The organism is Niveibacterium terrae, assembly GCF_048213115.1.
Taxonomy (GTDB): domain Bacteria; phylum Pseudomonadota; class Gammaproteobacteria; order Burkholderiales; family Rhodocyclaceae; genus Niveibacterium; species Niveibacterium terrae.
In genome coordinates, this window is sequence record NZ_CP172404.1 from 3,003,326 (window position 1) to 3,030,125 (window position 26,800).

The window sequence follows — 26,800 nt, forward strand, 5'->3', positions numbered from 1 at the left end:
TGTTCAGACCGGGCTATCGATGTCGATGAATTCGCAGGCGAGACCGCAGTCGTCGGCCAGCCGCCGTGACAAGGCCTCGATGCCGCCGCGCTCGGTCGCGTGGTGCCCCGCCGCCAGATAGGCGACGCCGCTCTCGCGCGCGAGGTGCACGGTCTGCTCCGATATCTCGCCGGACACGAAGACGTCGGCGCCGGCCGCGATCGCCTCCTCGAACATCGATTGCGCTGCGCCGCTACACCAGGCAATCCGACGCACGATGCGTCCCGGATCACCTATTAGCAGTGGCTCTCTGGCCAGGGCTCCAGCCAGCTCACGGGCAAGACCTCCGGCCGAGGTTTCCCGCTCAGGCCTCCCCAGCCAACCCAGATCCTGCTCGCCGAAACGCGCTTCGGCGCACCACCCCGCCCTGATCGCCAACTGAGCGTTGTTGCCCAGTTCGGGATGCAGATCGAGCGGAAGGTGGTAGGCGAACAGGTTGATTCCGTGGGTGAGCAAGCTCGCCAGCCGGCTGCGCCGCACCCCCAGGACGCGAGGATCCTCGCCGCGCCAGAAAAAGCCGTGATGGACCAGGAGGGTGTCGGCGCCCTGCGCGATGGCCGCGTCGATCAGAGCCTGGTTCGCGGTGACGCCGCAAACCACGCGCGCGATCTCCGGGCGACCTTCCACCTGCAAACCGTTTGGGCAATAATCCCGGACACGGGCGGGCTCGAGAAGGTGATCCAGATATCCCTGAAAATCCGCGCGCAGCATGGCTCCCTCTCCGTCCAGGATGTATCCGCCCCGCCAGCAGGACAGACTCGATGAAAGCCCGGATTATGCGCCGAATGTGGTTACTCTTCTGTCAGGTCGTCACCGTCGCGCTGGCGCTGGTGTTCGTCATCACGACGCTCAAACCCGGCTGGCTCACCCGCCCGGCGAATACCCCGCAGTGGGTACCTATCATCGAGTCGGTTCCGGAAAAACCAGGCGCATCCACCGCCCCCGGCTCCTACTCCGCAGCGGCAAACCGCGCCCTGCCCGCCGTCGTCCCGATCACGACGAGCAAGGAAGTGAGCTCGCCCTTCGCCAACGATCCGCTCTTCCGGCATTTCTTCGGCGAAGGCGCGGCTTCGAGCCGCTCCACCGGCCTCGGTTCGGGCGTCATCGTCAGCGCCAACGGCTTCATCCTGACCAACAACCACGTCATCGAACAGGCCGACGACATCGAAGTTGCGCTGCCAGACGGGCGCACTCTGCCCGCGAGCATCGTCGGCCGCGATCCGGAGTCCGACCTCGCGGTACTGCGCATCAAGGCCGAACACCTGCAGCCGATCACCTTCGGTCGCACCGACAACATGAAGGTCGGCGATGTCGTGCTCGCGATCGGCAATCCCTTCGGCGTCGGCCAGACGGTCACGATGGGCATCGTCAGCGCGCTGGGGCGCTCCCACCTCGGGATCAACACCTTCGAGAATTTCATCCAGACCGATGCCGCGATCAACCCCGGCAACTCGGGCGGCGCGCTGGTCGACGCGAGCGGCAACCTGATCGGCATCAACTCGGCGATCTACTCGCGCTCGGGCGGTTCGCTCGGAATCGGCTTCGCGATCCCGGTTTCGCTGGCGCGCAGCGTGATGGAGCAGATCATCCAGACCGGCAGCGTCACGCGCGGCTGGATCGGCATAGAGGTACGCGAACTCAACCGCGAGCAGGTCAAGGAACTCTCGCTGCCCAATGTCGCCGGAGTGCTGGTGACCGGAGTCGTCAATGGCAGCCCGGCCGATGCCGGGGGAATCGCCCCCGGTGACATCCTGCAGGCGATCGGCAAGGAGCCGATCACTGATGCCCAGCGGATGCTGGAGACGATCGCAACGCTCAAGCCCGGAACCCGAACCCAGGTGCTGGTTCGCCGCGGCGACAAGACCCTGCGCCCGCAGATCATGATCGGCCGTCGCCCGCTCCCCGAGCGGGAGTAAGCGAAACCGCGATCAGGCCTGTTCGACCGGCTCTTCCTTGGGCGCCACGAAACGGGCAACGAAGATGCCGATCTCGTAGAGCACGCACATCGGCACCGCGAGCATGATCTGCGAGCTGACGTCGGGAGGCGTCACGACGGCCGCGATCACGAAGGCGGCGACGATCACATAGGAGCGGATCTCCTTGAGCTTGGCGATCGAGACGAGCCCCGCCTTGACGAGCAGGATCACGGCGATGGGCACTTCGAAGGTGATCCCGAAGGCGAGGAACATCGTCATCACGAAGGACAGGTACTGTTCGATGTCCGGCGCCGGCAGGATGCTCTTCGGCGAGAAACCGGCGATGAACTTGAACACGGTACGGAACACGAAGAAGTAACAGAAAGCCATGCCGGTGAAGAACAGCGCCGTGCTGGCGACGATCAGCGGACCGGCGAGGCGCTTCTCGTGCGCATAGAGGCCGGGCGCAACAAAGGCCCAAATCTGCCACAACACCCAGGGCAGAGCGATCAGGAAGCCCGCCATCAGTGTGACCTTGAGCGGCACAAAGAAAGGCGCGACGACTCCGGTCGCGATCATCTTCGTGCCCTGGGGCAGCGCGGCCATCATCGGGGCCGCAAGCAGATCGTAGATCTGGGCCGAAAAGGGCATCAGGCACAGGAAAACGATGCCGACTCCGATCAGCGCGCGAATCAGCCGGGTGCGCAGCTCGATCAGATGGGAGATGAAGCTCTCTTCTTCGGGCATGTCAGCCATGGCGCGCTCCCTGCGAAGTCGGCTCACTCTCCCCGAACAGATCGAGCTGGGGAGCCGGCGCCGCACCCTCTTCAGGCTGCGCCTTTGCGGCAGGCTCGGGAACTGGCGCGGCAGCGATCTCCTGCGTCGCCCGGGCAAGCGCCGGTTCGAGCAAAGGGGCCGGTGCTGGCGCCTCGGCCACTGCGGGTGCCTCGGTGGCGGGAGCCGCGGTCAGCGCGGCCGATACCGACGCGGCCGAGGCTGCCACTGAGGCCTTCACTTCTTCGACCGAGTCGAGCGCGGGCTTCAGGCTCGCGCTGATCTCCTCGGCCTGGCTCTGGATCGACTGCTGAAGCTCGCGCGCCGAATCGCCGATCGACGAACCGAGCCGCTTCATCTCGTCGAGTTGAATCTCGCGGCTGATGTCAGCCTTCACTTCGGCGACATGCCTCTGCACCCGTCCAAGCAGATGACCGACCGTGCGCGCGACCCGCGGCAATTTTTCCGGCCCGATGACGACCAGCGCCACCAGTCCGATCAGCATCAGTTCCGAGAACCCGACGTCGAACATCGTTGTTGTCCATCCAGAAACGGAAAGGGCGCCGCCGGCGCCCCGCCCAATCAAAGGGATACCCGTCGGGTATCAGACCTTGTCTTTTTCGCGGATCTCGCCGTCTATCGTCTTCTGATCGATCTGCGGCTGAGCTTCGGTGGCAGCAGTCTTCTCGCCGCCCTCCTTCATGCCTTCCTTGAATCCACGCACGGCGCCACCGAGATCTTCGCCGATGTTGCGCAGCTTCTTGGTGCCAAAAATCATCATGACGATCAACAGCACGATCAGCCAGTGCCAGATGCTGAATCCACCCATTCGAAAAACTCCTCAGTACTTGAGCATCGCGGGCAACGGATCGCCCCCGCCGATGACATGGATGTGCAGATGATACACCTCCTGCCCGCCCACCCTGCCCGTGTTGATGATCGTACGGAAGCCGTCGACAGCACCGAGCTCACGCGCGATTTTCGGCACCACGGCGAGCAGACGCCCGAGCAGCGCGGCATCGTCTTCCGTACTCGTCGCAAGAGACTCAATATGCTTCTTCGGGATGACAAGAAAATGAACCGGCGCCAGAGGACGGATATCCCTGAAAGCCAGGATATCTTCGTCTTCATAGACCTTCTGGGACGGAATTTCGCCGCGAACGATGCGGCAGAACAGACAATCGCTCATGAATTCTTCCTCGCAGCTTTCTCTTCGATGCCGGATACGCCTTCGCGCCGTTCGAGCTCGGCCAGCACCTCGTCGGCCGACAGGCCGAAGTGGGCGAGCAGCACCAGCGAATGAAACCACAGATCCGCGACCTCATAGACCAGGTGCGCGCTCTCGCCATCCTTCGCGGCCATGATCGTCTCGGCGGCTTCCTCGGCGACTTTCTTGCAGATCGCGTCGGTGCCCTTCGCGTAGAGGCTCGCGACATAGGACGTGCCGGCGGACGCGCCCTTGCGCTCGGCCAGCGTGCGCCCGAGGCGCTGCAACACATCCAGTTCGCTCATTTGTAAATCTCCGCGGGGTTCTTGATGACCGGATCAGCAGCCACCCAGCGATCCCCGTCGCGCAATTGATTGAAGAAACAGGAACGCCGGCCCGTATGGCATGCGATGCCGCCGGTCTGCTCGATCCTGAGCAGAACCACGTCCTTGTCGCAGTCGAGCCGGATGTCGCGCACTTTCTGCGTATGCCCCGACTCCTCGCCCTTGTGCCAGAGCTTGCGCCGGGAGCGGCTCCAGTAGACCGCTTCGCCGCGCTCGACGGTCAGCGCCAGCGCTTCGCGGTTCATCCACGCGAACATCAGCACGTCCCCGCTCGCCGCATCCTGGGCGATCACGGGCACCAGCCCCTGCTCGTCCCAGCTGATCGCATCCAACCAATCGCTCACAGCCTGACCTCGATTCCCCGCGCCTTCATGTATTCCTTCGCTTCGCGCACCGTGTACTCGCCGAAGTGAAAGATGCTCGCCGCAAGCACCGCGTCGGCGCCACCTATCGTGACCCCGTCGGCGAGGTGGGCCAGGTTCCCGACACCACCGCTGGCGATGACCGGAATGGACACGGAGTCGGCGATCGCCCGGGTCAGGCCCAGATCGAAACCGTTCTTCGTTCCGTCCCTGTCCATGCTGGTCAGCAGGATCTCGCCGGCGCCCAGGCTCTCGACCTTGCGCGCCCAGGCGATCGCGTCGAGCCCGGTGTTGTTGCGCCCGCCGTGCGTGAACACTTCCCAGTGCCCGGGAGACGTCTGCTTCGCGTCGATCGCAACGACGATGGCCTGCGAACCGACCTTGCCCGCCGCGTCAGCGACGAGCTGGGGATTGTTGACCGCAGCCGTGTTCATGCTGACCTTGTCCGCGCCGGCATTGAGCAGCCTCCGCACATCGGCGACTTCGCGCACGCCTCCGCCGACAGTCAGCGGAATGAACACCTGTTCGGCGACCCGCTCGACGACATGGAGAATGATGTCCCGCTCATCCGAGCTGGCCGTGATGTCGAGGAAAGTGATCTCGTCGGCGCCCTGCTCGTCGTAGCGGCGCGCGACTTCGACCGGATCCCCGGCATCGCGCAGCTCGACGAAATTGACCCCTTTGACGACCCGACCGGCTTTCACGTCCAGACAGGGAATGATGCGTTTGGCGAGCATGGGTCAGTCGCTTCCTCCGTTGAGCGCATCGGCGCGCGCCTGGGCCGCCTTGAAGTCGAGTGAACCTTCATAGATCGCCCGGCCGGTGATCGCACCGATGATGCCTTCGCTCTCGACCGCGCACAGCGCATCGATGTCTTCGAGGTTCGTGATGCCGCCGCTGGCGATGACCGGGATGCGCAGCGCCTTCGCCAGCGTCACGGTCGCATCGATATTGACACCGTTGAGCATGCCGTCGCGGCCGATGTCCGTATAGATCACCGACTCGACGCCGTAATCCTCGAACTTCCTGGCCAGATCGACGACATCGTGGCCGGTCAGCTTGGACCAGCCATCGACGGCGACCTTGCCGTCCTTCGCATCGATGCCGACGATGATGTGGCCGGGAAAAGCGGTGCAGGCGTCGCGCAAAAAGCCGGGGTTCTTGACCGCGGCGGTGCCGATGATCATGTAGGTCACGCCGGCATCGAGATAGCGCTCTATCGTGTCGAGGTCGCGGATCCCGCCGCCCAGCTGCACGGGGATGTCGTCCCCGACCGCTTTGGCGATGCTCTGGATCACGCCTTCGTTCTTCGGTTTGCCCGCGAAGGCACCGTTCAGGTCCACCAGATGCAGGCGACGGGCCCCCTGGGCCTGCCAGTGCAACGCCATAGCGGCGGGGTCTTCGGAGAAGACGGTGGCGTCGTCCATGTCGCCTTGCTTGAGGCGGACGCAATGACCGTCTTTGAGGTCGATTGCCGGAATCAGCAGCATAGTGGTATCAGCGCAGCTTCAGAGTGGAAAAATCGGTCACGCGGCAAGGACTCTGCCGCAGCGGATGGGAGAACTCGCCTCAGGGGCGCCACAGCGTGAAGTTTTCGAGCATCTTCAGGCCCGCGGCGGCGCTCTTCTCCGGGTGAAACTGGGTTGCAAAAATATTATCCCGCGCAATCGCACTGGTAAAGGAAAGACCGTACTCGGTGCGGGCCGCTGTTGCGGCCGCATCACGCGGCGCGCAGTAGTAGCTGTGCACGAAGTAGAAGCGCTCGCGATCCGCGATGCCCGCGAAGAGCGGATGCGGGATCGTCTGGATCACTTCGTTCCAGCCCATGTGCGGCACCTTGAGCCGCGCGCCGTCGGCCGCGACAAGGCCACGCGCGAAACGAGGGACTTCGCCGGGAATCAGGCCCAGGGCCTGGGTGTCGCCCTCTTCGCCGTGCTCAAAGAGCATCTGCATGCCGACGCAGATCCCGAGAAAGGGCTTCTCGCGCGAGGCTTTTTCGACCGCTTCGCGCAGGCCGCGGGCCAGAAATTCGCGCAGGCAGTCGTGCAGGGCGCCCTGACCGGGAACGACGAGGCGGTCGGCCGAGGCGAGCTCGCGCGGATCGGCACTGACCACGACGCGCGCCTTGGGTGCGACATGCTCGATCGCCTTGGCCACCGAGCGCAGGTTTCCCATCCCGTAATCGACAACAACGATCTTCATGGCGGACTCAGAGCGTACCTTTGGTGGAGGGAATGCTGCCCGCCGCGCGCGGATCGGGCGTCGTTGCCATCCGCAGCGCACGGCCGAAGGCCTTGAACAGCGTCTCGCACTGGTGGTGCGCATTGCGACCGCGCAGGTTATCGAGATGCAGGCTCACGCCGGCGTGGTTGACGAAGCCCTGGAAGAATTCGTAGACGAGCTGGGTGTCGAGCTCGCCGATGGCCGCGGCGGTGAACACGCATTCGAACACCAGGCCGGGCCGGCCCGACAGGTCGACAACCGCGCGCGACAGCGCTTCGTCGAGCGGCACATAGGCGTGGCCGTAACGGGTGAGCCCCCGCTTGTCGCCGAGCGCCTGGGCCAGCGCCTGACCGAGCGCGATGCCGACATCCTCGACCGTATGGTGGCCGTCGACGTGAAGATCGCCCTGAGCCTCGACCGTCAGGTCGATCAGCCCGTGGCGGGCGATCTGGTCGAGCATGTGATCGAAGAAACCGATTCCGGTGGCGAGACTCGCCTGGCCGGAGCCGTCCAGATCGAGGCGGACGCGGATTCGCGTCTCCAGCGTGTTACGGGTAATGTCGGCTTGCCGCATGGCGCTCTGGGCTGGTGAGGGCAGATTTGCCCGGGTTTCGGGAATCGACAGGCATGATAGCATCGGCTTTGTGCCGAATGCCGCGAATCTGTTGCGTCAAACAAGAAACGCCCGGTCCGGCTCCCCCCTTTTGCACAGGAAAACATCATGAGCCGATTCTGGAGCGACGCCGTTCAGGGCCTCAGTCCCTACGTTCCGGGCGAGCAGCCCAAGCTGCCCGACCTCGTCAAGCTGAACACCAACGAAAATCCCTACGGCCCCAGCCCGCGCGCGATCGCCGCGATCGCCGCCGAGAACGGCGATAACCTGAAGCTCTACCCGGACCCGAACTCGGACCGGCTCAAGGGCGCGATCGCCCGCCTCCACGCACTGGAACCGGCGCAGGTCTTCGTCGGCAACGGCTCCGACGAAGTGCTGGCCCACGCCTTCCTGGCCCTGCTCAAGCACGACGCACCGCTGCTCTTCCCGGACATCAGCTACAGCTTCTACCCGGTCTACTGCAAACTCTACGGCATCGCTGCCGAGACCGTCCCGCTCGCCGACGACTTCTCGATTCGCGTCGACGACTACCTCGCCCGGCCCTGCGGCGCGATCATCCTCGCGAACCCGAACGCGCCGACCGGCCGCGCGCTGCCCCGCGCCGAGATCGCCCGGCTCTTGCGCGCCAAACCCGATGCCGTCGTCGTCATCGACGAAGCCTATATCGACTTCGGCGGCGAGAGTGCGATCCCGCTGATCGCCGAGTTCCCGAACCTGCTGGTGATCCACACTCTGTCGAAGTCCCGCTCGCTGGCCGGCCTCAGGGTCGGCTTTGCGATGGGTCATCGCGAGCTGATCGACGGCCTGGAGCGGGTCAAGAACAGCTTCAACTCCTACCCGCTCGACCGCCTCGCGATCGTCGGCGCCGAAGCGGCCATCGATGACACGGCCTATTTCGACGCGACGCGCCAGCGCGTGATCGCGAGCCGCGAACGGCTGACCGGCAAACTCGAAGCGCTCGGCTTCGAAGTGCTGCCCTCCTCGGCGAACTTCATCTTCGCCCGCCACCCCGGCCGCGACGGCGCCGAGCTCGCCGCCGCGCTGCGCGAACGCAGCATCATCGTCCGCCACTTCCGCCTGCCGCGCATCGACCAGTTCCTGCGCATCTCGATCGGCACCGACGCACAGTGCAACCGGCTCGCCGAAGCGCTCGCCGAGATCCTCAAATAAAAAACCGGAGCCTCGCTCCGGTTTTTTCGCTCAAGGGCCGGCTCACACCGGCCTCTTCACTTGATGATGCGCAGATGGCCCTTCGGCTTGGCCGGCTCTTCGCTGGCGGCCTCGGCGGTGACGGCCTCCTGCCCGACGTCCTCCGCGGTCAGTTCGTCAGCATCGACCGACGGCGCGGCACTCACTTCGAAAGCCATGCCCTGACCGTTCTCACGCGCGTAGATCGCCTGGACCGCGTCGATCGGAACGTAGAGAGACTGGGCGGCGCCGCCAAAGCGGGCCTGACAGCTCATCGCCTCGTTGTCGAGGACGAACTCGCGGGTCGCATGAGGCGCGATGTTCAGCACGATCTGCCCGTCGCGGACGAAGGCCCGCGGCACTTTGACGCGTTCGCTGACGACGACGGAAAGATAAGGGGTGAAGCCCGCATCGACGCACCAGTCGTAGAGCGCGCGGATCAGATAGGGTTTCGTGGACGGAATATCGGACATTTCGGTTCTGCCGGAAAGCGGCCCGCGCGAGCGGGCCTGTGCACTCAGCGACGCATCGCGCGCTCGGACGGGGTCAGCGCATCGATGAAGCCCTGACGCGAGAAGATCCGCTCGGCGTACTTCATGATCGGAGCGGCGGCCTTGGGCAGGTCGATGTTGTAGTGCTCGAGGCGCCACAGCAGCGGAGCGATTGCGACGTCGAGCATCGAGAACTCTTCGCCGAGCATGAACTTCTGCTTCGTGAACATCGGCGCGAGCTGGGCCAGCTGGTCGCGGACCAGGGCACGGTTCTTCTCGACACCCTTCGCGTTCTTCTCCAGCGCCTCGATGTGCGAGAACAGCTCGTTTTCGAGCGAATGCAGCAGCTGGCGGGCCTTCGCGCGCAGGATCGGGTCAGGCGGCATCAGCTGCGGATGAGGGAAGCGCTCGTCGATGTACTCGTTGATGATGTTCGGTTCGTAGAGCACCAGGTCGCGGTCGACCAGCACGGGTACGCGGTTGTACGGGTTGATGACCGCGATGTCTTCGGGCTTGTTGTACAGATCGACGTCGATGACCTGAAAGTCCATTCCCTTCTCGTAGAGCACGATCCGGCAGCGGTGGCTGAAAGGATCCGTGGTTCCGGAGTAGAGGTTCATCATCGTGGGCTTCCCTGAGAGTTTATGGAATCAAAAAGCGACGGGCCACGGGGGTGGCGCGCCGCCCTGACATGATTACGACAATCGCCGACACAAGCAAGCATTTAGATCAAGAAACGTCTTTGCGCCAGGTGCGCATCAGCGCATAACAGAGAAACGCAAAGACGGTCAGCACACCCAACACCGGCCAGGCGAGCGCTTCCCGCCCCGCCCGACCGGGCTCGGCCGCCCAGCCGAGAAAAGCGGCGATATCGGCGGCATCACGCCTCGGCATCCCGCCCTCCTCGCCTCCCCCGCCCAGCGCATCGGGCATCGCGGTATTCGGCACGAGCGCGTTGTTCCACCCGGAAGGCCTCGCCGGATCGGGGGTAAAACCCTGCAGATAGCGGGCGAGCCACTCTTCCCCGCTCAGATCGGCCGACGCGCGCGAGCGCGCGGCGAGGCTCAGATCGGGCGGCAAGGCGCCGAGCGTCTGCTTCACCTGTTCGCGGCCGAGCGCCGCCCTCATCGGGGAGGCAGCCCCCGGCCCCAGTGCGCCGCGGATCTCGGCTTCGCCCAGGCCCAGCTTCGCGAGGCTCTCGCCGCGCACCAGGCTCAGGTCGTGACAGGCGAGGCAGCGGCTCAGATAGAGTTTCGCGCCGCGCCGACGCGCCTCCTCCCCGTCCCCTGCGCTGGCACACGCAGCCCAGACAGCCAGCGCCGCGCAGAGCATCCCCGTCGCGAACCTCATCGCCGCGCTCCCGTGCAGACCGGCAGCAGCGCGAAGAAAGCCAGGATCAGCGCGGTGAAGACCTGGCTCAGGATCTGCGTCGCGGCGCCGACCGGCCGGCCGCCCAGCCAGCCCAGACCCAGATAAGACAGCGCCAGCACAGCCAGAGCGATCCGCCCGCCCCGGCCGCGCCGTGTACGGGCGGGGCTGCGGTCCAGCCAGGGCAAGGCTGCGATCGCGAGCACGCTCGTCGCCATCACGGCCACGCCCCAGAAGCGCGCGTCGAGCAGGCAGAGCGCGGCAAAAAGCGCGCCCCAGACGAGAGCCGTCAGCATGCGCCGGCGAGCTCCCGCCCTGACGAAGACCGCGAGCGCGAAGAACGAGACCAGCGCCTTCAATACCAGAATGAAGCCCGGCGTCACGGCTCTAAGCATCGAATAGAAGGGCGCGAAGTACCACATCGGACGCAGCTCGGGCGGCGTGTGCAGCGGATCGGCCGGAGCGAAGTTGTCCGCGGCGAGCAGATGACCGCCGCCCTCGGGCGCGAGCAGCACGATGGCCGCGAAGGCGAGCAGCAGCAGCGAGGCCGCAAAGAGATCCCTGAGCACCCGGGGAGGGTGGGAAACCTGGCTTTGTCCGCACGCATCAGCGCCGTCCGGCTCGGCGGCACGCAGCGAGTGCAGTATCCAGACGTGGAGGAAGCTCAGCACGATCAGCACCAGGGGCAGCGCGATCACATGCAGCGCGAAGAAACGGCCCAGCGTCGCATCGCCGACCTGCGCAGCGCCGCGCACCCACTGGGTGAGTCCGGATCCGACCAATGGAATCGCCGAGAAGAGGCCGGTGACGACCTGGGCGCCCCAGTACGAGAGCTGCCCCCAGGGCAGCAGATAGCCGAAGAAGGACTCGGCGATCAGGGTCAGGAAGAGCAGCCAGCCGCTGAGCCACAGCAGTTCGCGCGGCGCGCGGTAGGAGCCATGGAGCAGGCCGCGGAACAGGTGCAGATAGATCAGCGCGAAGAACAGCGACGCTCCGGTCGAATGCATGTAACGGAGCAGCGCACCGCCCGGCACCTCGCGCATCAGCGTCTCGACGCTCGCGAACGCGACAGGAAGAGCGGCCGCATTCAGGCTCGCGTCCGGCTTGTAGTGCATCGCCAGAAAGAGCCCGCTCGCCAACTGGATCAGCAGCACCAGCAGCAACAGCGGACCGGACACGCAGCCCGGCTTCCCGCTCCCCCGGTACGCGGCCAGATGGCGGATCAGCGCCGCACCCGCGGGAAAGCGGCTGTCCAGCCAGCCACCGCCCTTCATGCCGGAGCACCCTCGCCGATCCGTATCCGCGTGGCGTCCAGATAGCGATGCGGCGGGATCGCGAGATTCGTCGGCGCCGGGGCGTTGCTGAGCACCCGTCCGGCCAGATCGAAGCGGGAAGCATGACAGGGACAGACGACAGCGGAAGCCCCGCCGCCCGCGCCGTCGAGCCGGGGCGAGCAGCCGAGGTGGGTGCACAGCGCGGTGACGACGAGGATTTCAGGTTTGATCGAACGCCAGGCGTTGCGGCAGGAGTCGGGCTGTTCGGAGGTCAGCGAGTCCGGATCGGCCAGCGCTGCGCGGCGCGCCAGCGCGGCGAGCTGAGCGGGAGTGCGCCGCAAAATCCAGACGGGCCGTCCCCGCCACGAGACCGTGAGCGGCTCGCCCGGCTTGAGCGCGGCGATGTCGACATCGACGAAAGCACTCCCGGAGCGATCTCCGCCGGACGGCGCCAGGCTCGCCAGAAAAGGCGCGCTCAGACCCGCCACGACGACGCCCCCCAGGGCGCAGGTCGCGACGACCAACGCGCGTCGCTCGCGGTCCGCCTCTTTCATCCGTCAGCGTTTCCGGGCCACCGCACGGGCGTTGGTGATCGCCAGGCGCCTCTGCTGCTCGGCGTTCGCGATCAGGCTCCGCTGCGCATCGCTGACAGCGATCTTGCGCTGAGCCTCGATCGACGCGATCACGCGCGCGGCCGGGTCGGTGATCCGGCCTTCGGGCGGCATCGCGCGGCGCACGACGGGAAGCGGGCTCGCGGTGATCCGCGCGACCTCGGCGATGAAGCGTTCGTCGGCTTTGCGGGTTTCGGCCTGGAGATAGGCCGCCTGAACGGGAGAGAAGGCTTCCTCGGCGGCTTGAAGCGCCGGAGAAAGCCAAAGAAAAGTCAGCAACAAGCCGGAAAACAGGCGTTGGGGGCGCATGGTCGAGACGGATTCCTGCAAACGAAGAAGGCCGGCGGCGGGCACCGCCGACAGCAGCCGGGAATTCTGAACCAAGCGCCCAGCGTAAGCCAGTTACCTTTGCGGCAAATTCACAACGGGCACACGCGGAGGCGCTTGCGCGCCCCCGCGTTCAGACTCAGTGAGTCTTGTCGGCCGTTGCGTCGGTGACGGCAAGCGCCGTGCTGTTGACGAGCCGCCTGACCGTCGCGCTGGGGGTCAGGATCTGCACCGGCTTCGCCGCGCCGAGCAGGATGGGCCCGACCGTCACGCCCTCGCCACCGGTGATCTTCAGCAGGTTGTAGGCGATGTTGGCCGCATCGAGGTTGGGCATCACCAGCAGGTTCGCATCGCCCTTCAGGGTCGTGTCGGGATTCGCGCGCTTGCGGATCAGCGAGGACAGCGCCGAATCGCCGTGCATCTCGCCATCGGCTTCGAGCGTCGGCGCGATCTCGGCGAGCCGCTCGCGCGCTTCGCGCATCTTGCGCGCCGAAGGCGAAGCCGAACTGCCGAAGCTCGAATGCGACAGCAGCGCCGCCCGCGGTTCGATCCCGAAGCGGCGCAGCTCCTCGGCGGCCATCCGCGCGATCTCGGCGATCTGGCCCGCGTCCGGCAACTCGTTGACATAGGTGTCGCTGATCGCCATGACCCGGCCCGGCAGCAGCAGCAGATTCATCGCCGCGAACAGCGATGCATCGGCACGGCGGCCGATCACCCGCTCGACGTGCTTCAGGTGATCGCCATAGGCGCCATAGGTGCCGCAGACCATCGCGTCGGCATCGCCGCGCGCAAGCAGCATCGAGCCGATCAGCGTCGTATTGCGGCGCAGCTCGACCTGGGCGATCGCCGGGGTCACGCCATCGCGCGAGGCAAGCTTGTGATAGGCCTGCCACATCGCCTCGAAGCGCGGATCCGACTCGGGGTTGACGAGATCGAAGTCGCGTCCGAGTGCGAGGTTCAGGCCCAGCTCGGCAATCCGGCTTTCGACGACAGCGGGACGGCCGACCAGGATCGGGCGGGCAAGGCCTTCCTCGATGACGATGCAGGCGGCGGCGAGCACCCGCTCGTCCTCGCCTTCGCAGTAGACGACCCGCTTGCGTTCAGGCGCGACGGCCTTTGCGGCATTGAAGATCGGCCGCATCAGGAAGCCCGAGTGATAGACAAACTCGGAGAGCTTCTGCACATAAGCATCGAAATCGGCGATCGGTCGGGTCGCAACACCCGAAGCCATCGCAGCCTTCGCGACGGCGGGGGCAACGCGGACGATCAACCTCGAATCGAAAGGCAGCGGAATCAGGTGTTCGGGACCGAAGCGCTGATCCTTGTACTCGGTCGCCAGCACATCGCCCTGGTCTTCGCGGGCCAGATCGGCGATCGCATGAACGCAGGCGAGCTTCATCTCCTCGTTGACGGTCGTCGCGCCGACATCGAGCGCACCGCGGAAGATGAAGGGGAAGCACAGCACGTTGTTGACCTGGTTCGGATAGTCCGAACGCCCGGTCGCGATGATCACGTCGTCGCGGACCGCCTTCGCTTCCTCGGGCAGGATCTCCGGAGTCGGGTTCGCGAGCGCGAAGATGATCGGCTTCGCCGCCATCTGTGCGACCATCTCGGGCTTGAGCACGCCGGCCGCCGAGACACCGAGGAACACGTCCGCGCCGACGATCGCATCGCCGAGCGTGCGCGCTTCGGTTTCGCGCGCATAGCGGGCCTTGTTCGGCTCCATCTTCGCGTCGCGGCCCTGGTAAATCACCCCCTTCGAGTCGCAGACGAGGACGTTTTCCTTCCTCAGGCCGACCTTGCACATCATGTCCAGACAGGCGATCGCCGCGGCGCCCGCGCCCGAGCAGACCAGAGTGACCTCTTCGATCTTCTTGCCGACGACCTGCAGGCCGTTGATCAGCGCGGCCGACGAGATGATCGCAGTGCCATGCTGGTCATCGTGGAAGACCGGAATCTTCAGCCGTTCGCGCAGCTTCTGTTCGATGTAGAAACACTCGGGCGCCTTGATGTCTTCAAGGTTGATGCCACCCAGCGTAGGTTCGAGCGCGGCGATGATGTCGATCAGCTTGTCCGGATCGCTCTCGTTGAGCTCGATGTCGAACACATCGACGCCAGCGAACTTCTTGAACAGGCAGCCCTTGCCTTCCATGACCGGCTTGCCGGCGAGCGGGCCGATATTGCCCAGGCCCAAAACCGCGGTGCCGTTCGTGACGACGCCGACCAGATTGCCGCGCGAAGTCAGCTCGGCGGCCTGGGCCGGATCGGCAACGATCGCATCACAGGCTGCGGCGACGCCCGGAGAGTAGGCCAGCGACAGATCGCGCTGGTTGGTCAGCCCCTTGGTCGGCGTGACCGAAATCTTGCCCGGCGTGGGGTAACGGTGATAGTCGAGCGCAGCGGCGATGAGATCCTTGTCCATGATTCCTATTCCTGTGATTGCCCGTCCAGCCCTCTCGCGGGGCCTTGCGGAGATGCGGGCCGCACACCCTCCGGGGGAGGAAGGCAGCGGCAGACCCCGGCAAGTCTAGCGCATGCCATAAAGCAGAACGGCGGCACAAGGCCGCCGTTCTGCTCTGCGTCAAGTCGGCAAACTCAGCGGACGACCCGCCCTTCGCGGTCCAGCACCGACAGTTCGAGGAAGTGCGCGCCGCTGCGCGAGCCCTGGGTGAAGGAGAAAGCCACGCCGCCGGCGTCGTAATTGCTCATCCCCGCGAGCCCCTTGGCCAGCGCCGAGTGACCGCCGTTGCCGCGCTTGAGCCCCTCGACCAGAACCTTGGCCGCCAGATAGCCTTCCATCATCGCCTGGGTCGGCTCCTCGGTGTAGGGCCCGTACTTGCGATAGTTGTTCTTGAATTCGCGGACGACGGCGACAGCGTCGTTGCGCGGGCTCGGCGCGACCTGGACGACGGCCGTGCCCCTGGCAAGCAGCGGACCGGCGACCTGAGCCATCTGGACCGCCTCGATGCTGGACATCGCGACGACCTGCGCCGCTCCGTTCTGCTCGCGATAGCGCTTCAGGAAGGCACCCGCCGCCGCGGTGTCGCCGGCGAGCAGCAGCGCCTGGTGATCCTCTCCCGCCAGACTGGTTGCCACCGCGCTGATCTTCGCCGCGTCGCGGGGCTGGGGAATCGCCGCATCGACGGTCAGCCCACCCTGGGCTGCGGCGGCCTTGAGCTGAGCCAGGATCTCGCGCCCGCTGGCATCCTCGGAATAGAGGATCGCCACCTTCTTGACGCCAATCGTCCCGAACTGCCTGAGCACCTTGCCGACTTCGACGGCGTAGCTCGGGCGGGTGAAGAACACCCAGTTCGAGGATTTGTCGGAGATCAGCGAAGTCGCGCCGGTGCGCGGTCCGACCAGGGGCAGCTGCAGCGTATCGAGCACCCGGTCGGCGAGCAGCTTGGCGACCGGAGCCGAACCGATCGAACCGATCAGCGCGACGGGTTGCTTGGTCTTCGCGAGCTCGCGCACCTGAGCCGAAATGTCCGGCCCCTGATCGACGAACACGAACTTGATCGGATGCCCGGAAACTCCGCCGCGGTTGTTGACCTCGTCGAAATAGACCTTCGCTCCGACCTGGGTCTGCCAGGCGACGCTTCCGGCCTGACTGACCGCCGGCGCAACCTGAAGAACCACATAGTCATCGGCCGCCCATACCCCTGTCGCACCGATCATCCACAACGCAGTGAGCAGAACATTGAAACAGCGCATACACCCCTCCTCGTTTCTGAAAAACAGAAAACACACCCTTTTTATATTTTTTGATTTGAAGCCCGTATTTACGCGCTGTCGCGAGATTAACCGAGATTTGTGATTTTTGTACATTTCATATCGCGGTTACCCGTTTCACAATGCACATCCCGCATTACGGTTCTTTGTTTTGCCTCGTGAAATCAAACACTTCCGAACCCTGTTTTTGCGCAAAACATCATTTCGCTTCCGCGGTAAATGACTTAGATCAGAAGGCCGTTTTTTTCTTTTTCTATAATGCTGACGAATAAATGCAGGCCGATTCATCCCCCCGGATCCCGCGCATTTCCCGGATCCTGGGCTTGTCATCCGCACTGCGAGAATTTCCCCTTGAAGCAGGAGCAATACATGCCCGTCTCAAATCAAGCCGAACTCGACGCCCTTCTCGTCCGGGTCAAGGCCGCTCAACGTAAATTCGCGACCTTCTCGCAAGAACAGGTCGATCTGATCTTCCGCAGCGCCGCTCTGGCTGCCGCCGATGCCCGTATCCCGCTGGCCAAGATGGCCGTCGAGGAAACCCGCATGGGCATCCTCGAAGACAAGGTCATCAAGAACCACTTCGCTTCCGAGTACATCTACAACAAGTACAAGGATGAGAAGACCTGCGGCGTGCTCGAGGAAAACCCCGAGTTCGGCACGATGAAGATCGCTGAACCGGTCGGCATCATCTGCGGTATCGTCCCGACGACGAACCCGACCTCGACCGCAATCTTCAAGGCGCTGATCGCACTGAAGACCCGCAACGCGATCGTCTTCTCGCCGCACCCGCGCGCCAAGAAGGCCACCTGCTTCGCCGCCAAGCTCGTGCTTGACGCCGCGATCGCCGCAGGCGCCCCGAAGGACATCATCGGCTGGATCGACGAACCGTCGGTCGAACTGTCGAACGCGCTGATGCGCCACCAGGACATCAACTTGATCCTGGCCACCGGCGGTCCCGGCATGGTCAAGGCCGCCTACTCGTCCGGCACGCCGGCGATCGGCGTCGGCGCCGGCAACACCCCGGCCGTCATCGACGAAACCGCTGACATCAAGCGCGCCGTCGCCTCGATCCTGATGTCGAAGACCTTCGACAACGGCGTGATCTGCGCCTCCGAACAATCCGTCGTCGTCGTCGATGAAGTCTATGACGCGGTCCGCGAACGCTTCTCCCACCACGGCGGCTACATCCTGTCGAAGAAGGAAACCGAAGCGGTGCGCAAGACCATCCTCGTCGATGGCCACCTGAACGCCGCGATCGTCGGCCAGTCCGCGATCAAGATCGCCGAGATGGCTGGCGTCACCGTTCCGCCCTACACCAAGGTTCTGCTCGGCGAAGTCAGCAACATCGACGACTCCGAAGCTTTCGCGCACGAAAAGCTGTCCCCGATTCTCGGTCTGTTCCGCGCCAAGGATTTCGCCGACGCCACCGAAAAGGCCGCGGCTCTGGTCGCGCTGGGCGGTATCGGTCACACCTCGGTGCTCTACACCGACCAGGATCTGCAACCGGAACGCGTCCGCTACTTCGGTGACAAGATGAAGACGGCCCGCATTCTGATCAACACCCCGTCGTCGCAAGGCGGTATCGGTGACCTCTACAACTTCCACCTGGCGCCGTCGCTGACCCTGGGCTGCGGTTCGTGGGGCGGCAACTCGATCTCCGAAAACGTGGGTCCGAAGCACCTGATCAACCGGAAAACCGTCGCGAAACGAGCCGAGAACATGCTGTGGCACAAACTCCCCAAGTCGATCTACTTCCGTCGCGGCTGCCTGCCCTTCGCGCTGGATGACCTGCAAGGCAAGAAGCGCGCTCTGGTCGTGACCGACCGCTTCCTGTTCGAAAACGGCTACGTCGACGAAACCGTGCATCTGCTCAAGAAGCTGGGCATGGAAGTCGAAGTGTTCTTCGAAGTCGCCGCTGATCCGACCCTCGCGGTCGTCCGCAAGGCTCTGTCGCTGGCCAACGCCTTCCAGCCGGACGTGATCCTGGCCCTGGGCGGCGGCTCGCCGATGGACGCCGCGAAGATCATGTGGGTCATGTACGAACACCCGGAAGTCGCGTTCGAAGATCTGGCCCTGCGCTTCATGGACATCCGCAAGCGCATCTACAAGTTCCCGAAGATGGGCATCAAGGCCCAGCTCGTCGCGGTCCCGACCACTTCCGGTACCGGCTCCGAAGTGACCCCGTTCGCGGTCGTCACCGACGAAGTGACCGGCGTCAAGTACCCGATCGCCGACTACGAGCTGACCCCGAACATGGCCATCGTCGACGCGAACCTGGTCATGAACATGCCGAAGTCGCTGACTTCGTTCGGCGGCATCGACGCGGTGACCCATGCGCTCGAAGCCTATGTCTCGATCATGGCCAACGAGTACTCGGATGCGCAGGCCCTGCAGGCGCTGAAGCTGCTCAAGGAATACCTGCCCTCCTCGTACAAGAACGGCGCCAAGGATCCGAAGGCCCGCGAACAGGTCCACAACGGCGCCTGCCTGGCCGGTATCGCGTTTGCGAACGCCTTCCTGGGCGTCTGCCACTCGATGGCCCACAAACTGGGTGCCGAGTTCCACATCGCTCACGGTCTGGCCAACGCGTTGCTGATCTCGAACGTGATCCGCTACAACGCGGCCGACATCCCGACCAAGCAGGCCGCTTTCTCGCAGTACGACCGCCCGAAGGGTGTCGAGCGTTATGCGCAGATCGCCCGCCACCTGGGTCTGGAAGCCAACCGCGACCACGAACGCGTCGAGAAGCTGATCGAATGGGTTGAAGAGCTGAAGGCCGAAATCGGCATCCCGGCTTCGATCCAGGCCGCCGGCGTTTCGGAAGCGGACTTCCTGGCCAAGGTCGACCACCTGGCCGAGCAGGCTTTCGACGACCAATGTACCGGTGCGAACCCGCGCTACCCGCTGATCAGCGAGCTCAAGCAACTGCTGCTGGACAGCTTCTACGGCCGCCCCTACGTCGAAGCCTACGAGCGCACTCCGGAAGGCGAAGCCGCCGCTCCCGCCAAGAAGGCTGGCAAGAAGTAAGCTTTGAGGTAAACTCAAGCCCCAAGGGAACCCCCGAATTCGTTCGGGGGTTTTTCGTTTGTACCCGGAATGAGTACTCAATCAGCCCGCCCCCAGCGGGCTTTCCCCCGTTTGGGACTGCCCTCATTAGGAGTTTTCATGGAACAGGCAGCAATCGAGAAAGCCGCATCGAGCGGTTACAAGAAAACCACCCTGCTCGAACAGGACCCTCTGCGCTACTGGACGCGCTCGATCCTCGCCGGCATGTATCTGACGATCGTCGGCTTCGTCTACTGGTCGATCAAGACCACGCTGCACGAAACGCCCTTCGGCCCGATCATTGCGTCGGCCTTCTTCGGCGTGGGTCTGTCGGTGATCATCTTCACGCACACCGAACTCTTCACCAGCAACAACATGTACCTGGCCGTGTCCTCGACCTCGGGCCGGACCAACTGGTGGCAGACCATCAAGCTGTGGGTTGCCTGCTATCTGGGCAACCTGATCGGCGCGCTGATCGTTGCGCTGCTGCTCTGGGGTGCCGGCACGCTGGACGCGATCCCGCTCGACCACCAGGTCTATGCCGGCGCGGTCGCGAAGACCCACCAGAGCGCTCAGGCGATCTTCTTCAAGGGCATCCTGGCCAACTGGGTCGTCTGCCTGGCTGTCTGGATGTCGCTGATCCTGAAGGAAGAGATGGCCCGCCTCTCGATGGTGATCCTGGTCGTGTTCATGTTCCTGTTCCTCGGCTTCGAACACTCGATCGCGAACATGGGCACTTTCTCGATCTCGCTGCTGGGTCACGGCACGATCACCCTCGGTGATGCGCTGTTCAACCTCGCCTTCAGCACCCCCGGCAACATCATCGGTGGCGCGCTGCTGGTCGGTCTGCCCAACCGCTTTCTGAGCCCGGTCGAAAAGCCCAAGGCTGACTGAACGTAAGCTTGGTCGGCAGCAAACGCGGCGCTTTCGGGCGCCGCGCGCGTTTCAGGCCCTGGCGAACCAGCCCAGTACCCGCATCGAAACCCGTTCCGGCAGGAGCCGGATCCAGCGCATCGAGAGGATCCTGCGCCTCGGAAAGGAGATCTCGAAACGGCCACGCGCGATGCCGTCGAGGATGCGCCGCGCCGCCTCGATCGCGGAGATCCGCGCCGAGCCGCGCTCGCGCGCACCATAGAAACCCGGGGTCGCGAGAAACACCCCTATGCCCCGGGGCATCAGTTCCCAGTAAAGCCCCTCGGCAAAGTTGATCACGCCCGCCTTGCTCGCCCCGAAGGCCAGCGCGCTCGGCTGGCCGCGGTAACCAGCCGCACTGCCGATGATCACGATCGCACCGGCGCCCTGCTGCAGCAGCTGGGGAAGCACCGCGGCGACTCCGTTGACGACGCCGATCAGGTTGATCTCGAACGCGATCCGCGCGCCTTCGACGGCAAGATCCACCGCGCTGAGCGGCTCGGCACTGCCAGCGTTGAACACGACGACATCGACGCCCCCCCACTGATCGAGGAGCTGCAGGAGTGCAGGCAACAGACTGTTGGCGCGGCTCAGATCGAGCGGAATCGCGGTGCTGCCGGGAATCCGCGACGCAACGGCCCTGAGCCGCTCGGGGCGGCGGCCGGACAAGGCCAGCTGCGCGCCGCGCTGTGCCAGGGCTTCGGCCAGCGCGGCACCAATGCCGCACGAGGCGCCGACAATCCAGACGCGCTTATCCTGCCAGTCGCGGATCGGAGTATTCAAGGGCATGCATCCCTCTCAAGGTTTCGCGCCGACCCGGCAAAGCCTGCCGAGCCTTCCCCTGCAGCGGCTCCCGTCCGGGAGCAAGAGCGCTCCCGACCCATCCAGTTTATCGGCGCATTTCCCCGTTTGTCACGCCCCCGCCACCGCCGCAACGCGGCGAGTGTCGTTCCGGTCACGAAAAGCCGGCGTCAGAACGTCTTCGGGACGATGCGCATGTCCATCAGCAGCCCGCCGTCCTCGGGCCTGGCGTCGAGCCGGGCCAGCGCTTCGGGACTGAGCGGCTTGATCCGGTGCGCATGGCGCGAGCGGCTGAAAACTCCGTTGCGCCACTGGTAGACCTCGTCGAGCTTCTGCTCCCAGGTATAGAAATGGTCGTGATCGTCGTAGTAATCGTCGAAGCGGTTGCGCCCCAGATAGATCGCGTTCGAGCCCTCGTAGCCGGTCTTGTCCGAACTCTTCGCATCGGTGTTCAGCAGATAGGCCCAGTCTCCCGGAACGAAATTCCCCGGAGCCACCGCGCTCTGCAGATCCATCAGCTTGCCCGCCCGCGCGAGCTCGCGCGGATCGACTTCGCCACCGAAGTTCCACGCGGCTCCCGGCTCGATGTCGACCAGAGGGTCCCCATCGGCCCACAGCGCTGCTTCGATGCGGCGGGAGCGAAGCGGATCGGGTTTGACCCGCCGGTAATAGTCGAGGATCCCCTGGACGAGAACCAGCTTGGTCGCGGTATAGCAACCTATCCGGTACTCCTGCTGGTTCAGGAAGACATCCATCATCGCCCGATGGACAGCCACGCCGGGCTTGGGCGTCCCCCTGTCCCAGTAGAGCGGGTTCCACTTCGCGGATCCACCGTTGGGCCAGACCCAGTTCAGATCCTCGGCCCAGGCGACGATGTTCTGGCGCACGCCGACATGATCGGACAGCGCCTCGAGCGAACAGCTGCCGCCCTTGAATTCAGTCCGCCGACCGTGCTGGAGCAGCGCGAGCACGATCTCCTTGCGCGAGACGGTGTCGACGTTGCGCCCCTTGCCGCTGGCGGTCGGCAGCTTCACCTTCTCGGTGCGCAGCGCGAATTCCCGGCGCGCATGAAAGTCCAGAGTCCGCGTGTCATGCCGCGGCGTGCTCAGCGCGAGCGCGACAGTCCCGGTCTTGCGGTTCGCGGTCTGCACGAAGTGGCGCGACGGGATGTCCAGCGATTTCAGGTAAGCAGGGAGCGCGGTCTCCAGCTCGGCGGCCTGAGCGGGACAGCGGAACAGCACTTCGGCCTGAGCCTGGATCGATACCAGAGCACCGAAAAGCCCGAGAAGAAACCGGAAAAACATCCAAAACCCCCTGTTGCGCCAAATATGAACGGATCGAGGTTTCCCAGAAAACCCCGACCGCCAGACTGCAGAGGGAAAAAAGCCCGACCAGTGTCGGGCTTTTCCTGAAGAAAACCTTGTCAGGCCAAGTGTACAGGAATCTTGCCAATCTTCGCCCGCCACTCGCGAGGGCCGGTCTCATGCACGGCCGATCCCAGCGAGTCGACGGCCACGGTGACCGGCATGTCGACGACATCGAACTCGTAGATCGCCTCCATGCCCAGATCGGCGAAAGCGACGACCTTCGCGGTCTTGATCGCCTTCGAGACCAGGTAGGCAGCACCGCCGACCGCCATCAGATAGACCGACCGGTGCTTCTTGATCGCCGCGATCGCGGCCGGACCGCGTTCGGCCTTGCCGATCATGCCCAGCAGGCCGGTCTCGGCGAGCACCTGCTCGGTAAACTTGTCCATCCGCGTCGCCGTCGTCGGGCCGGCGGGGCCGACCGCTTCGTCGCGGACCGGATCGACCGGACCGACGTAATAGATGAAGCGCCCCTGCAGATCGACCGGCAGCGCCTCTCCCTTGTCGAGCAGATCGACGATGCGCTTGTGCGCCGCATCGCGGCCGGTCAGCATTTTGCCGGACAGCAGCAGCACTTCGCCCGGCTTCCAGGACGCAATCTCGTCCCGCGTCACCGTATTCAGATCGACCCGCCGCCCATTGGACGGCTCATAGACGAGGTCGGGCCAGTCGGAGAGCCTGGGCGGATCGAGATAGACCGGGCCCGAACCGTTGAGCACGAAGTGGGCGTGACGGGTCGCCGCGCAGTTCGGGATCATCGCGACCGGCAAGGATGCCGCATGGGTCGGATAGTCGAGGATCTTGACGTCGAGCACGGTCGTCAGCCCCCCCAGGCCCTGGGCGCCAATCCCGAGCGCATTGACCTTCTCGTAGAGTTCGAGGCGCAGCTCCTCGATCCGGTTAGCGGGTCCGCGCGCGATCAGCTCGGGCATGTCGATCGGCGCCATCAGCGCCTCCTTCGCGAGCAGCGCCGCTTTCTCGGCCGTGCCACCGATACCGATGCCGAGCATGCCGGGCGGGCACCAGCCCGCGCCCATGTGCGGCACCGTCGCGAGCACCCAGTCGACGATCGAATCGGACGGATTGAGCATCGCGAGCTTGCTCTTGTTCTCGGAGCCGCCGCCCTTCGCGGCGACGGTGACCTCGACCGTGTTGCCCGGCACGACCGAATAGTGGATCACCGCTGGCGTGTTGTCGCGGGTGTTTTTGCGCGCACCGGTCGGGTCGAGCAGGATCGACGCACGCAGCTTGTTCTCGGGGAGAAGATAGGCGCGACGCACCCCTTCGTTGATCGCATCGTCCAGCGAGCCGGTGAAGCCGACCCAGCGCACATCCATGCCGACCTTGACGAAGACCGTGACGATCCCTGTGTCCTGGCAGATCGGGCGGTGGCCTTCGGCGCACATCCGCGAGTTCACGAGGATCTGGGCCATCGCATCCTTCGCGGCCGGGCTCTGTTCGAGTTCCCAGGCGCGGGCAAGGCTGCGGATGAAATCGGCCGGATGGTAGTAACTGATGTACTGAAGAGCCCCTGCCACGCTATCGATCAGGTCGCTCTGTCTGATGATGCTCATGCTCTCTCCCCCGTTGTTCGGCCTGACGATCATCGCAGGCTAGGGGGACGATGACCTTGACGCAGGACATCCCCTCCCCCCGATTCAGACCGGACCTCGGGAGGGATGGCGAGAGGAGGCACCGAGTTTTTTTACCGGCTGTAAGAGCCGTGTAAGTTACGCGCGCTTAAATCCAATCCGAAGACGGTTCTGAGGGACCGAAGGAAGTAAGCAGCAACTTGTACATCAGTATTTTTGCCGCCCGGCTGGGTGACGGAACCTGGACCTGAAAGTTCACGGATCTGTCCCGGGATCAGGCAAATTTGTGGGAATACCGGCCAAGCCGGTATTTGAGACGGTAAGGGTGTTGGGGGACGCCCTTACCGTCCATTTTCTTTTTGCAGCTCCCGAATGGCCAGGCCTCGCAAGGACACGGGCAGGACCGCATGAACCGATACCCGCTGACCACCACCGCCTGACGCGGCAAACATGTCGCACGCACTCCCCCCCGCACCGACGCTCCGCCTGACCTCACCGTCCGGCTCCGCTTGCCGCACGCAAAACCGGTCGTACAATCCTCGCCCCGCATCCGTCCCGATCCCGCTCGCCCGGCCTCGCCGAGGCCGCCTCCCCCTGTCCTGCCGATGAAATTCTCGCTGCCCGTCCCCAACCTGACCGCGCCCCGGCGTCTCGCCGCGCTGTCGCTCGCCTTCACCTTCACCTTCCTCGCGCTGCTCTGGCTGCTCTACTCGGCGGAGACCCGGGGGCTTTCGCCGCGCGTGATCGGCTACCTCTTCCTGCTCGCACCGCTCGTGATCTGCGCGACGCTCGGCGCGGTGCTGAGGACGACCGACAGCGGAGTGGATGCGGCGCGCCCGAGGATACCGGCGATCTTCTCGGCGATGGTCAGCGCCGCCCAGTGGATCAGCGTCGCCGGCCTGTTAGGCCTCGCCGGAGCGCTCTACGCATCGGGCCCGCAAGCTCTGGCCTATCCGCTCGGCTGGATGGCCGGCTACCTGCTGCTCGCCGTGCTCATCGCCCCCCGGCTTCGCGTCAGCCGCCTGGGCCGCCCCGTCGACTTCCTGTCCGCGCGCTTTGGCGGCCACCTGCCCCGCCTCGCCGGCGTCGCCGCCGTCGCGCTGACGGCCTTCGTCTATGCACTCGCGCAGATCACAGTGATCGGCCTGATCGTCAGCCATTTCGCGCGGATCCGTTTCGAAGCCGGCGTCTTCGTCGGGCTCGCCGCGGTGCTGATGCTCTCCTTCATCGGTGAGCTCAGAAAACTCAGCTGGGTCCAGGTGATCCAGTTCCTGTTCCGCGCCCTCGCCTTCCTGATCCCGGTCATCCTGCTCTGCTGGCAGTTCGCGAACCAGACCCCGTTCGGCACGAACGGCCTCGCGCCGAAGCTCGAATCCGTCGAAGCCCAGCTCCTCGCCAGCCCGCACGAAGCCGAGGTCAGGGAGCTGCACCTCGCGCGTGCCGAGCAGCTCAGGCAACAGATCGCCGAGCTGCCCGACTCGCTGACCGGCGCGCGCAGCTTCGCCCGCGCCAAGCTGGACCGGCTGCTCGCAAAACCCAATTCGACCGGAAGCCAGATCGCCGCCGCCCTGAAAGCGCTGCGCGAGCTGCCGAGGACTCCGGAAGAAGCCAGGCAGCGGTGGAGCGGCATGATGGCCGAGGACATCGAGCTCGCCCGCCCCCCCCGGCCCTTCGCGGCGCTGCCCGATGGCGCGCAGGACGGCCTTCTGGCGCTAATCGTCGTGCTGATGCTGGGCACGGCCGCGATGCCCCACCTCGTCGAACGGGCGAGCGCGACGCCGCCCGAAGCCCCGGCCCGCCAGTCCGTGCCCTGGACCCTGCTGTTGATCCTCGTGCTGCTCGCCGCCGCTCCGCTCTGCGCGCTGTTCGCGAAGTGGCTGATCTCGACCCAGGTCGTCGGCCTCCCCTTCGATCAGCTTCCCGAATGGATCGCGGCCTGGAGCCGCCAGGGCCTGATCCGCATCGACGACATCAATCAGGACGGAATCCTGCAGCTCGCCGAGCTCTCGCTGAACCCCGACCTCGTCGTGCTGGCCCTGCCCGAGATGGCCGGCCTGCCCTATGTCGCGACCGGCCTGATCGCCAGCGCCGCGCTGGCCGCGGCGCTGGCGATGGCCGACGCCCGGCTGCAGGCGATCTCCCGCGCGCTGACCGACGAGATCGCCCGGCTCTTCCGCCCCGCCTCGACCCAGCGCCGCCTGGTCGTCGCCAAGCTGAGCCTGCTGATCGTCGCGCTCGGCGCCGCGGCCCTCGCGACGCAGCGCCCCGAGAGCATCCTGACCACGGTCGGTTTCGCCTTCGCGCTCGCCGCGGCGGGCCTCTTCCCCGCGCTCGCCCTGGGCCTCTTCTGGCCGCGCGCGAACCGCTGGGGCGCGACGGCGGGCATGCTGACCGGCCTGGGCCTGACCCTCGTGAACGCGGTCCGAACCCTCCCCTTCTTCGGCGGCTCCCCCGCCAGCGGATGGCTGGGTCTGGGCCCCGTCCCGGGCGCGCTGATCGGCGTGCTGGCCGGCTTCGTCGTGATCGTCGTCGTCAGCCTGCTGACGCCCCGGCCTACCCCGGACAAAAACTCTTCATCGCCGCGCTTGGAGAAATCGACGGACTAGGTTATATT

At 65.1% G+C, this 26,800-nt stretch carries 27 protein-coding genes; 5 read left to right on the top strand and 22 right to left on the bottom strand.

The annotated features are described in order from the left end of the window. Positions 1-3: 3 nt before the first annotated feature. Complete coding sequence (locus ACHFB9_RS13905) at positions 4-750, bottom strand: Nif3-like dinuclear metal center hexameric protein (RefSeq protein ID WP_417067913.1); 747 nt, start codon at positions 748-750, stop codon at positions 4-6. 65 nt (positions 751-815) lie between these two features. On the opposite strand from ACHFB9_RS13905, the gene ACHFB9_RS13910 reads away from it, so the two are divergent. Then, the gene (locus ACHFB9_RS13910; RefSeq protein ID WP_417071392.1) at positions 816-1,955 is read left to right on the top strand and encodes a S1C family serine protease; all 1,140 of its coding nucleotides are present in this window, start codon (positions 816-818) and stop codon (positions 1,953-1,955) included. A 12-nt stretch (positions 1,956-1,967) separates the two neighbouring features. Here ACHFB9_RS13910 and tatC read toward each other — a convergent pair whose 3' ends face one another. The 10 genes from tatC to hisB all read right to left on the bottom strand — a co-directional run bounded on the left by tatC (position 1,968) and on the right by hisB (position 7,439). Next, positions 1,968-2,711 (bottom strand): twin-arginine translocase subunit TatC, encoded by a 744-nt coding sequence (gene tatC, locus ACHFB9_RS13915; RefSeq protein WP_417067915.1) that lies wholly within the window; start codon positions 2,709-2,711, stop codon positions 1,968-1,970. Further along, entirely contained in the window at positions 2,704-3,261 is a 558-nt protein-coding gene (gene tatB / locus ACHFB9_RS13920; protein ID WP_417067917.1) for a Sec-independent protein translocase protein TatB, read from the bottom strand. The genes tatC and tatB overlap by 8 nt, the downstream gene beginning before the upstream one ends. 72 nt (positions 3,262-3,333) lie before the next feature. Next, positions 3,334-3,558, bottom strand: coding sequence for a Sec-independent protein translocase subunit TatA (gene tatA, locus ACHFB9_RS13925; RefSeq protein WP_417067918.1), 225 nt, complete (start codon positions 3,556-3,558; stop codon positions 3,334-3,336). A 12-nt stretch (positions 3,559-3,570) separates the two neighbouring features. Beyond that, the gene (locus ACHFB9_RS13930; RefSeq protein ID WP_417067919.1) at positions 3,571-3,918 is read right to left on the bottom strand and encodes a histidine triad nucleotide-binding protein; all 348 of its coding nucleotides are present in this window, start codon (positions 3,916-3,918) and stop codon (positions 3,571-3,573) included. Next, positions 3,915-4,241, bottom strand: coding sequence for a phosphoribosyl-ATP diphosphatase (locus ACHFB9_RS13935; protein WP_417067920.1), 327 nt, complete (start codon positions 4,239-4,241; stop codon positions 3,915-3,917). Before ACHFB9_RS13935 ends, ACHFB9_RS13930 begins: the two co-directional genes overlap by 4 nt. Further along, on the bottom strand, positions 4,238-4,624 hold the full coding sequence (gene hisI / locus ACHFB9_RS13940) for a phosphoribosyl-AMP cyclohydrolase (RefSeq protein WP_417067922.1): 387 nt from the start codon (positions 4,622-4,624) through the stop codon (positions 4,238-4,240). The genes ACHFB9_RS13935 and hisI overlap by 4 nt, the downstream gene beginning before the upstream one ends. Next, entirely contained in the window at positions 4,621-5,379 is a 759-nt protein-coding gene (gene hisF, locus ACHFB9_RS13945) for an imidazole glycerol phosphate synthase subunit HisF (protein WP_417067923.1), read from the bottom strand. The genes hisI and hisF overlap by 4 nt, the downstream gene beginning before the upstream one ends. A 3-nt stretch (positions 5,380-5,382) precedes the next feature. Beyond that, the gene (gene hisA / locus ACHFB9_RS13950; RefSeq protein WP_417067925.1) at positions 5,383-6,132 is read right to left on the bottom strand and encodes a 1-(5-phosphoribosyl)-5-[(5-phosphoribosylamino)methylideneamino]imidazole-4-carboxamide isomerase; all 750 of its coding nucleotides are present in this window, start codon (positions 6,130-6,132) and stop codon (positions 5,383-5,385) included. 79 nt (positions 6,133-6,211) lie between these two features. Next, the gene (hisH, locus tag ACHFB9_RS13955) at positions 6,212-6,844 is read right to left on the bottom strand and encodes an imidazole glycerol phosphate synthase subunit HisH (RefSeq protein WP_417067927.1); all 633 of its coding nucleotides are present in this window, start codon (positions 6,842-6,844) and stop codon (positions 6,212-6,214) included. Between the two features lie 7 nt (positions 6,845-6,851). After that, complete coding sequence (gene hisB, locus ACHFB9_RS13960; protein ID WP_417067929.1) at positions 6,852-7,439, bottom strand: imidazoleglycerol-phosphate dehydratase HisB; 588 nt, start codon at positions 7,437-7,439, stop codon at positions 6,852-6,854. Between the two features lie 147 nt (positions 7,440-7,586). Here hisB and hisC point away from each other — a divergent pair, with 147 nt between their 5' ends. Then, entirely contained in the window at positions 7,587-8,648 is a 1,062-nt protein-coding gene (gene hisC, locus ACHFB9_RS13965; RefSeq protein WP_417067930.1) for a histidinol-phosphate transaminase, read from the top strand. Between the two features lie 56 nt (positions 8,649-8,704). On the opposite strand, the gene ACHFB9_RS13970 is transcribed toward hisC, so the two are convergent. The 8 genes from ACHFB9_RS13970 to ACHFB9_RS14005 all read right to left on the bottom strand — a co-directional run bounded on the left by ACHFB9_RS13970 (position 8,705) and on the right by ACHFB9_RS14005 (position 16,451). Next, positions 8,705-9,139, bottom strand: a complete 435-nt coding sequence (locus tag ACHFB9_RS13970; RefSeq protein WP_417067932.1) for a ClpXP protease specificity-enhancing factor — start codon at positions 9,137-9,139, stop codon at positions 8,705-8,707. Positions 9,140-9,183: 44 nt separating this feature from the next. Further along, entirely contained in the window at positions 9,184-9,780 is a 597-nt protein-coding gene (locus ACHFB9_RS13975; RefSeq protein WP_417067933.1) for a glutathione S-transferase N-terminal domain-containing protein, read from the bottom strand. A 106-nt stretch (positions 9,781-9,886) separates the two neighbouring features. Next, positions 9,887-10,507, bottom strand: coding sequence for a cytochrome c1 (locus ACHFB9_RS13980; protein WP_417067934.1), 621 nt, complete (start codon positions 10,505-10,507; stop codon positions 9,887-9,889). Beyond that, the gene (locus ACHFB9_RS13985) at positions 10,504-11,799 is read right to left on the bottom strand and encodes a cytochrome b (RefSeq protein ID WP_417067936.1); all 1,296 of its coding nucleotides are present in this window, start codon (positions 11,797-11,799) and stop codon (positions 10,504-10,506) included. Before ACHFB9_RS13985 ends, ACHFB9_RS13980 begins: the two co-directional genes overlap by 4 nt. Beyond that, the gene (petA, locus tag ACHFB9_RS13990; RefSeq protein WP_417067937.1) at positions 11,796-12,353 is read right to left on the bottom strand and encodes a ubiquinol-cytochrome c reductase iron-sulfur subunit; all 558 of its coding nucleotides are present in this window, start codon (positions 12,351-12,353) and stop codon (positions 11,796-11,798) included. Before petA ends, ACHFB9_RS13985 begins: the two co-directional genes overlap by 4 nt. Before the next feature lie 3 nt (positions 12,354-12,356). Next, positions 12,357-12,719, bottom strand: coding sequence for a hypothetical protein (locus ACHFB9_RS13995; protein ID WP_417067939.1), 363 nt, complete (start codon positions 12,717-12,719; stop codon positions 12,357-12,359). Between the two features lie 157 nt (positions 12,720-12,876). After that, on the bottom strand, positions 12,877-15,159 hold the full coding sequence (locus ACHFB9_RS14000; protein WP_417067940.1) for an NADP-dependent malic enzyme: 2,283 nt from the start codon (positions 15,157-15,159) through the stop codon (positions 12,877-12,879). 173 nt (positions 15,160-15,332) lie between these two features. Next, complete coding sequence (locus ACHFB9_RS14005) at positions 15,333-16,451, bottom strand: ABC transporter substrate-binding protein (protein ID WP_417067941.1); 1,119 nt, start codon at positions 16,449-16,451, stop codon at positions 15,333-15,335. A 387-nt stretch (positions 16,452-16,838) separates the two neighbouring features. On the opposite strand from ACHFB9_RS14005, the gene adhE reads away from it, so the two are divergent. Both adhE and ACHFB9_RS14015 read left to right on the top strand, forming a co-directional pair. Next, positions 16,839-19,496 (top strand): bifunctional acetaldehyde-CoA/alcohol dehydrogenase, encoded by a 2,658-nt coding sequence (adhE, locus tag ACHFB9_RS14010; protein ID WP_417067942.1) that lies wholly within the window; start codon positions 16,839-16,841, stop codon positions 19,494-19,496. A 138-nt stretch (positions 19,497-19,634) separates the two neighbouring features. Then, positions 19,635-20,408 carry a formate/nitrite transporter family protein gene (locus ACHFB9_RS14015; RefSeq protein ID WP_417067943.1) on the top strand — a complete coding sequence of 258 codons (774 nt, stop codon included), beginning with the start codon at positions 19,635-19,637 and terminating at the stop codon, positions 20,406-20,408. 51 nt (positions 20,409-20,459) lie between these two features. Here the strand turns inward: ACHFB9_RS14015 and ACHFB9_RS14020 are convergent, their stop codons facing one another. From ACHFB9_RS14020 to ACHFB9_RS14030, 3 genes are all read right to left on the bottom strand, one after another. Beyond that, the gene (locus ACHFB9_RS14020; RefSeq protein WP_417067945.1) at positions 20,460-21,215 is read right to left on the bottom strand and encodes an SDR family NAD(P)-dependent oxidoreductase; all 756 of its coding nucleotides are present in this window, start codon (positions 21,213-21,215) and stop codon (positions 20,460-20,462) included. Between the two features lie 182 nt (positions 21,216-21,397). Then, on the bottom strand, positions 21,398-22,531 hold the full coding sequence (locus tag ACHFB9_RS14025) for a hypothetical protein (RefSeq protein ID WP_417067946.1): 1,134 nt from the start codon (positions 22,529-22,531) through the stop codon (positions 21,398-21,400). Positions 22,532-22,650: 119 nt separating this feature from the next. Continuing rightward, positions 22,651-24,168, bottom strand: coding sequence for a fumarate hydratase (locus ACHFB9_RS14030; RefSeq protein ID WP_417067947.1), 1,518 nt, complete (start codon positions 24,166-24,168; stop codon positions 22,651-22,653). 623 nt (positions 24,169-24,791) lie between these two features. Between ACHFB9_RS14030 and ACHFB9_RS14035 the strand changes: the two genes are divergently transcribed. Next, a complete protein-coding gene (locus tag ACHFB9_RS14035) occupies positions 24,792-26,792 on the top strand; it encodes a VC_2705 family sodium/solute symporter (RefSeq protein ID WP_417067948.1) in 2,001 nt (666 codons plus the stop codon). Positions 26,793-26,800 lie beyond the last annotated feature (8 nt).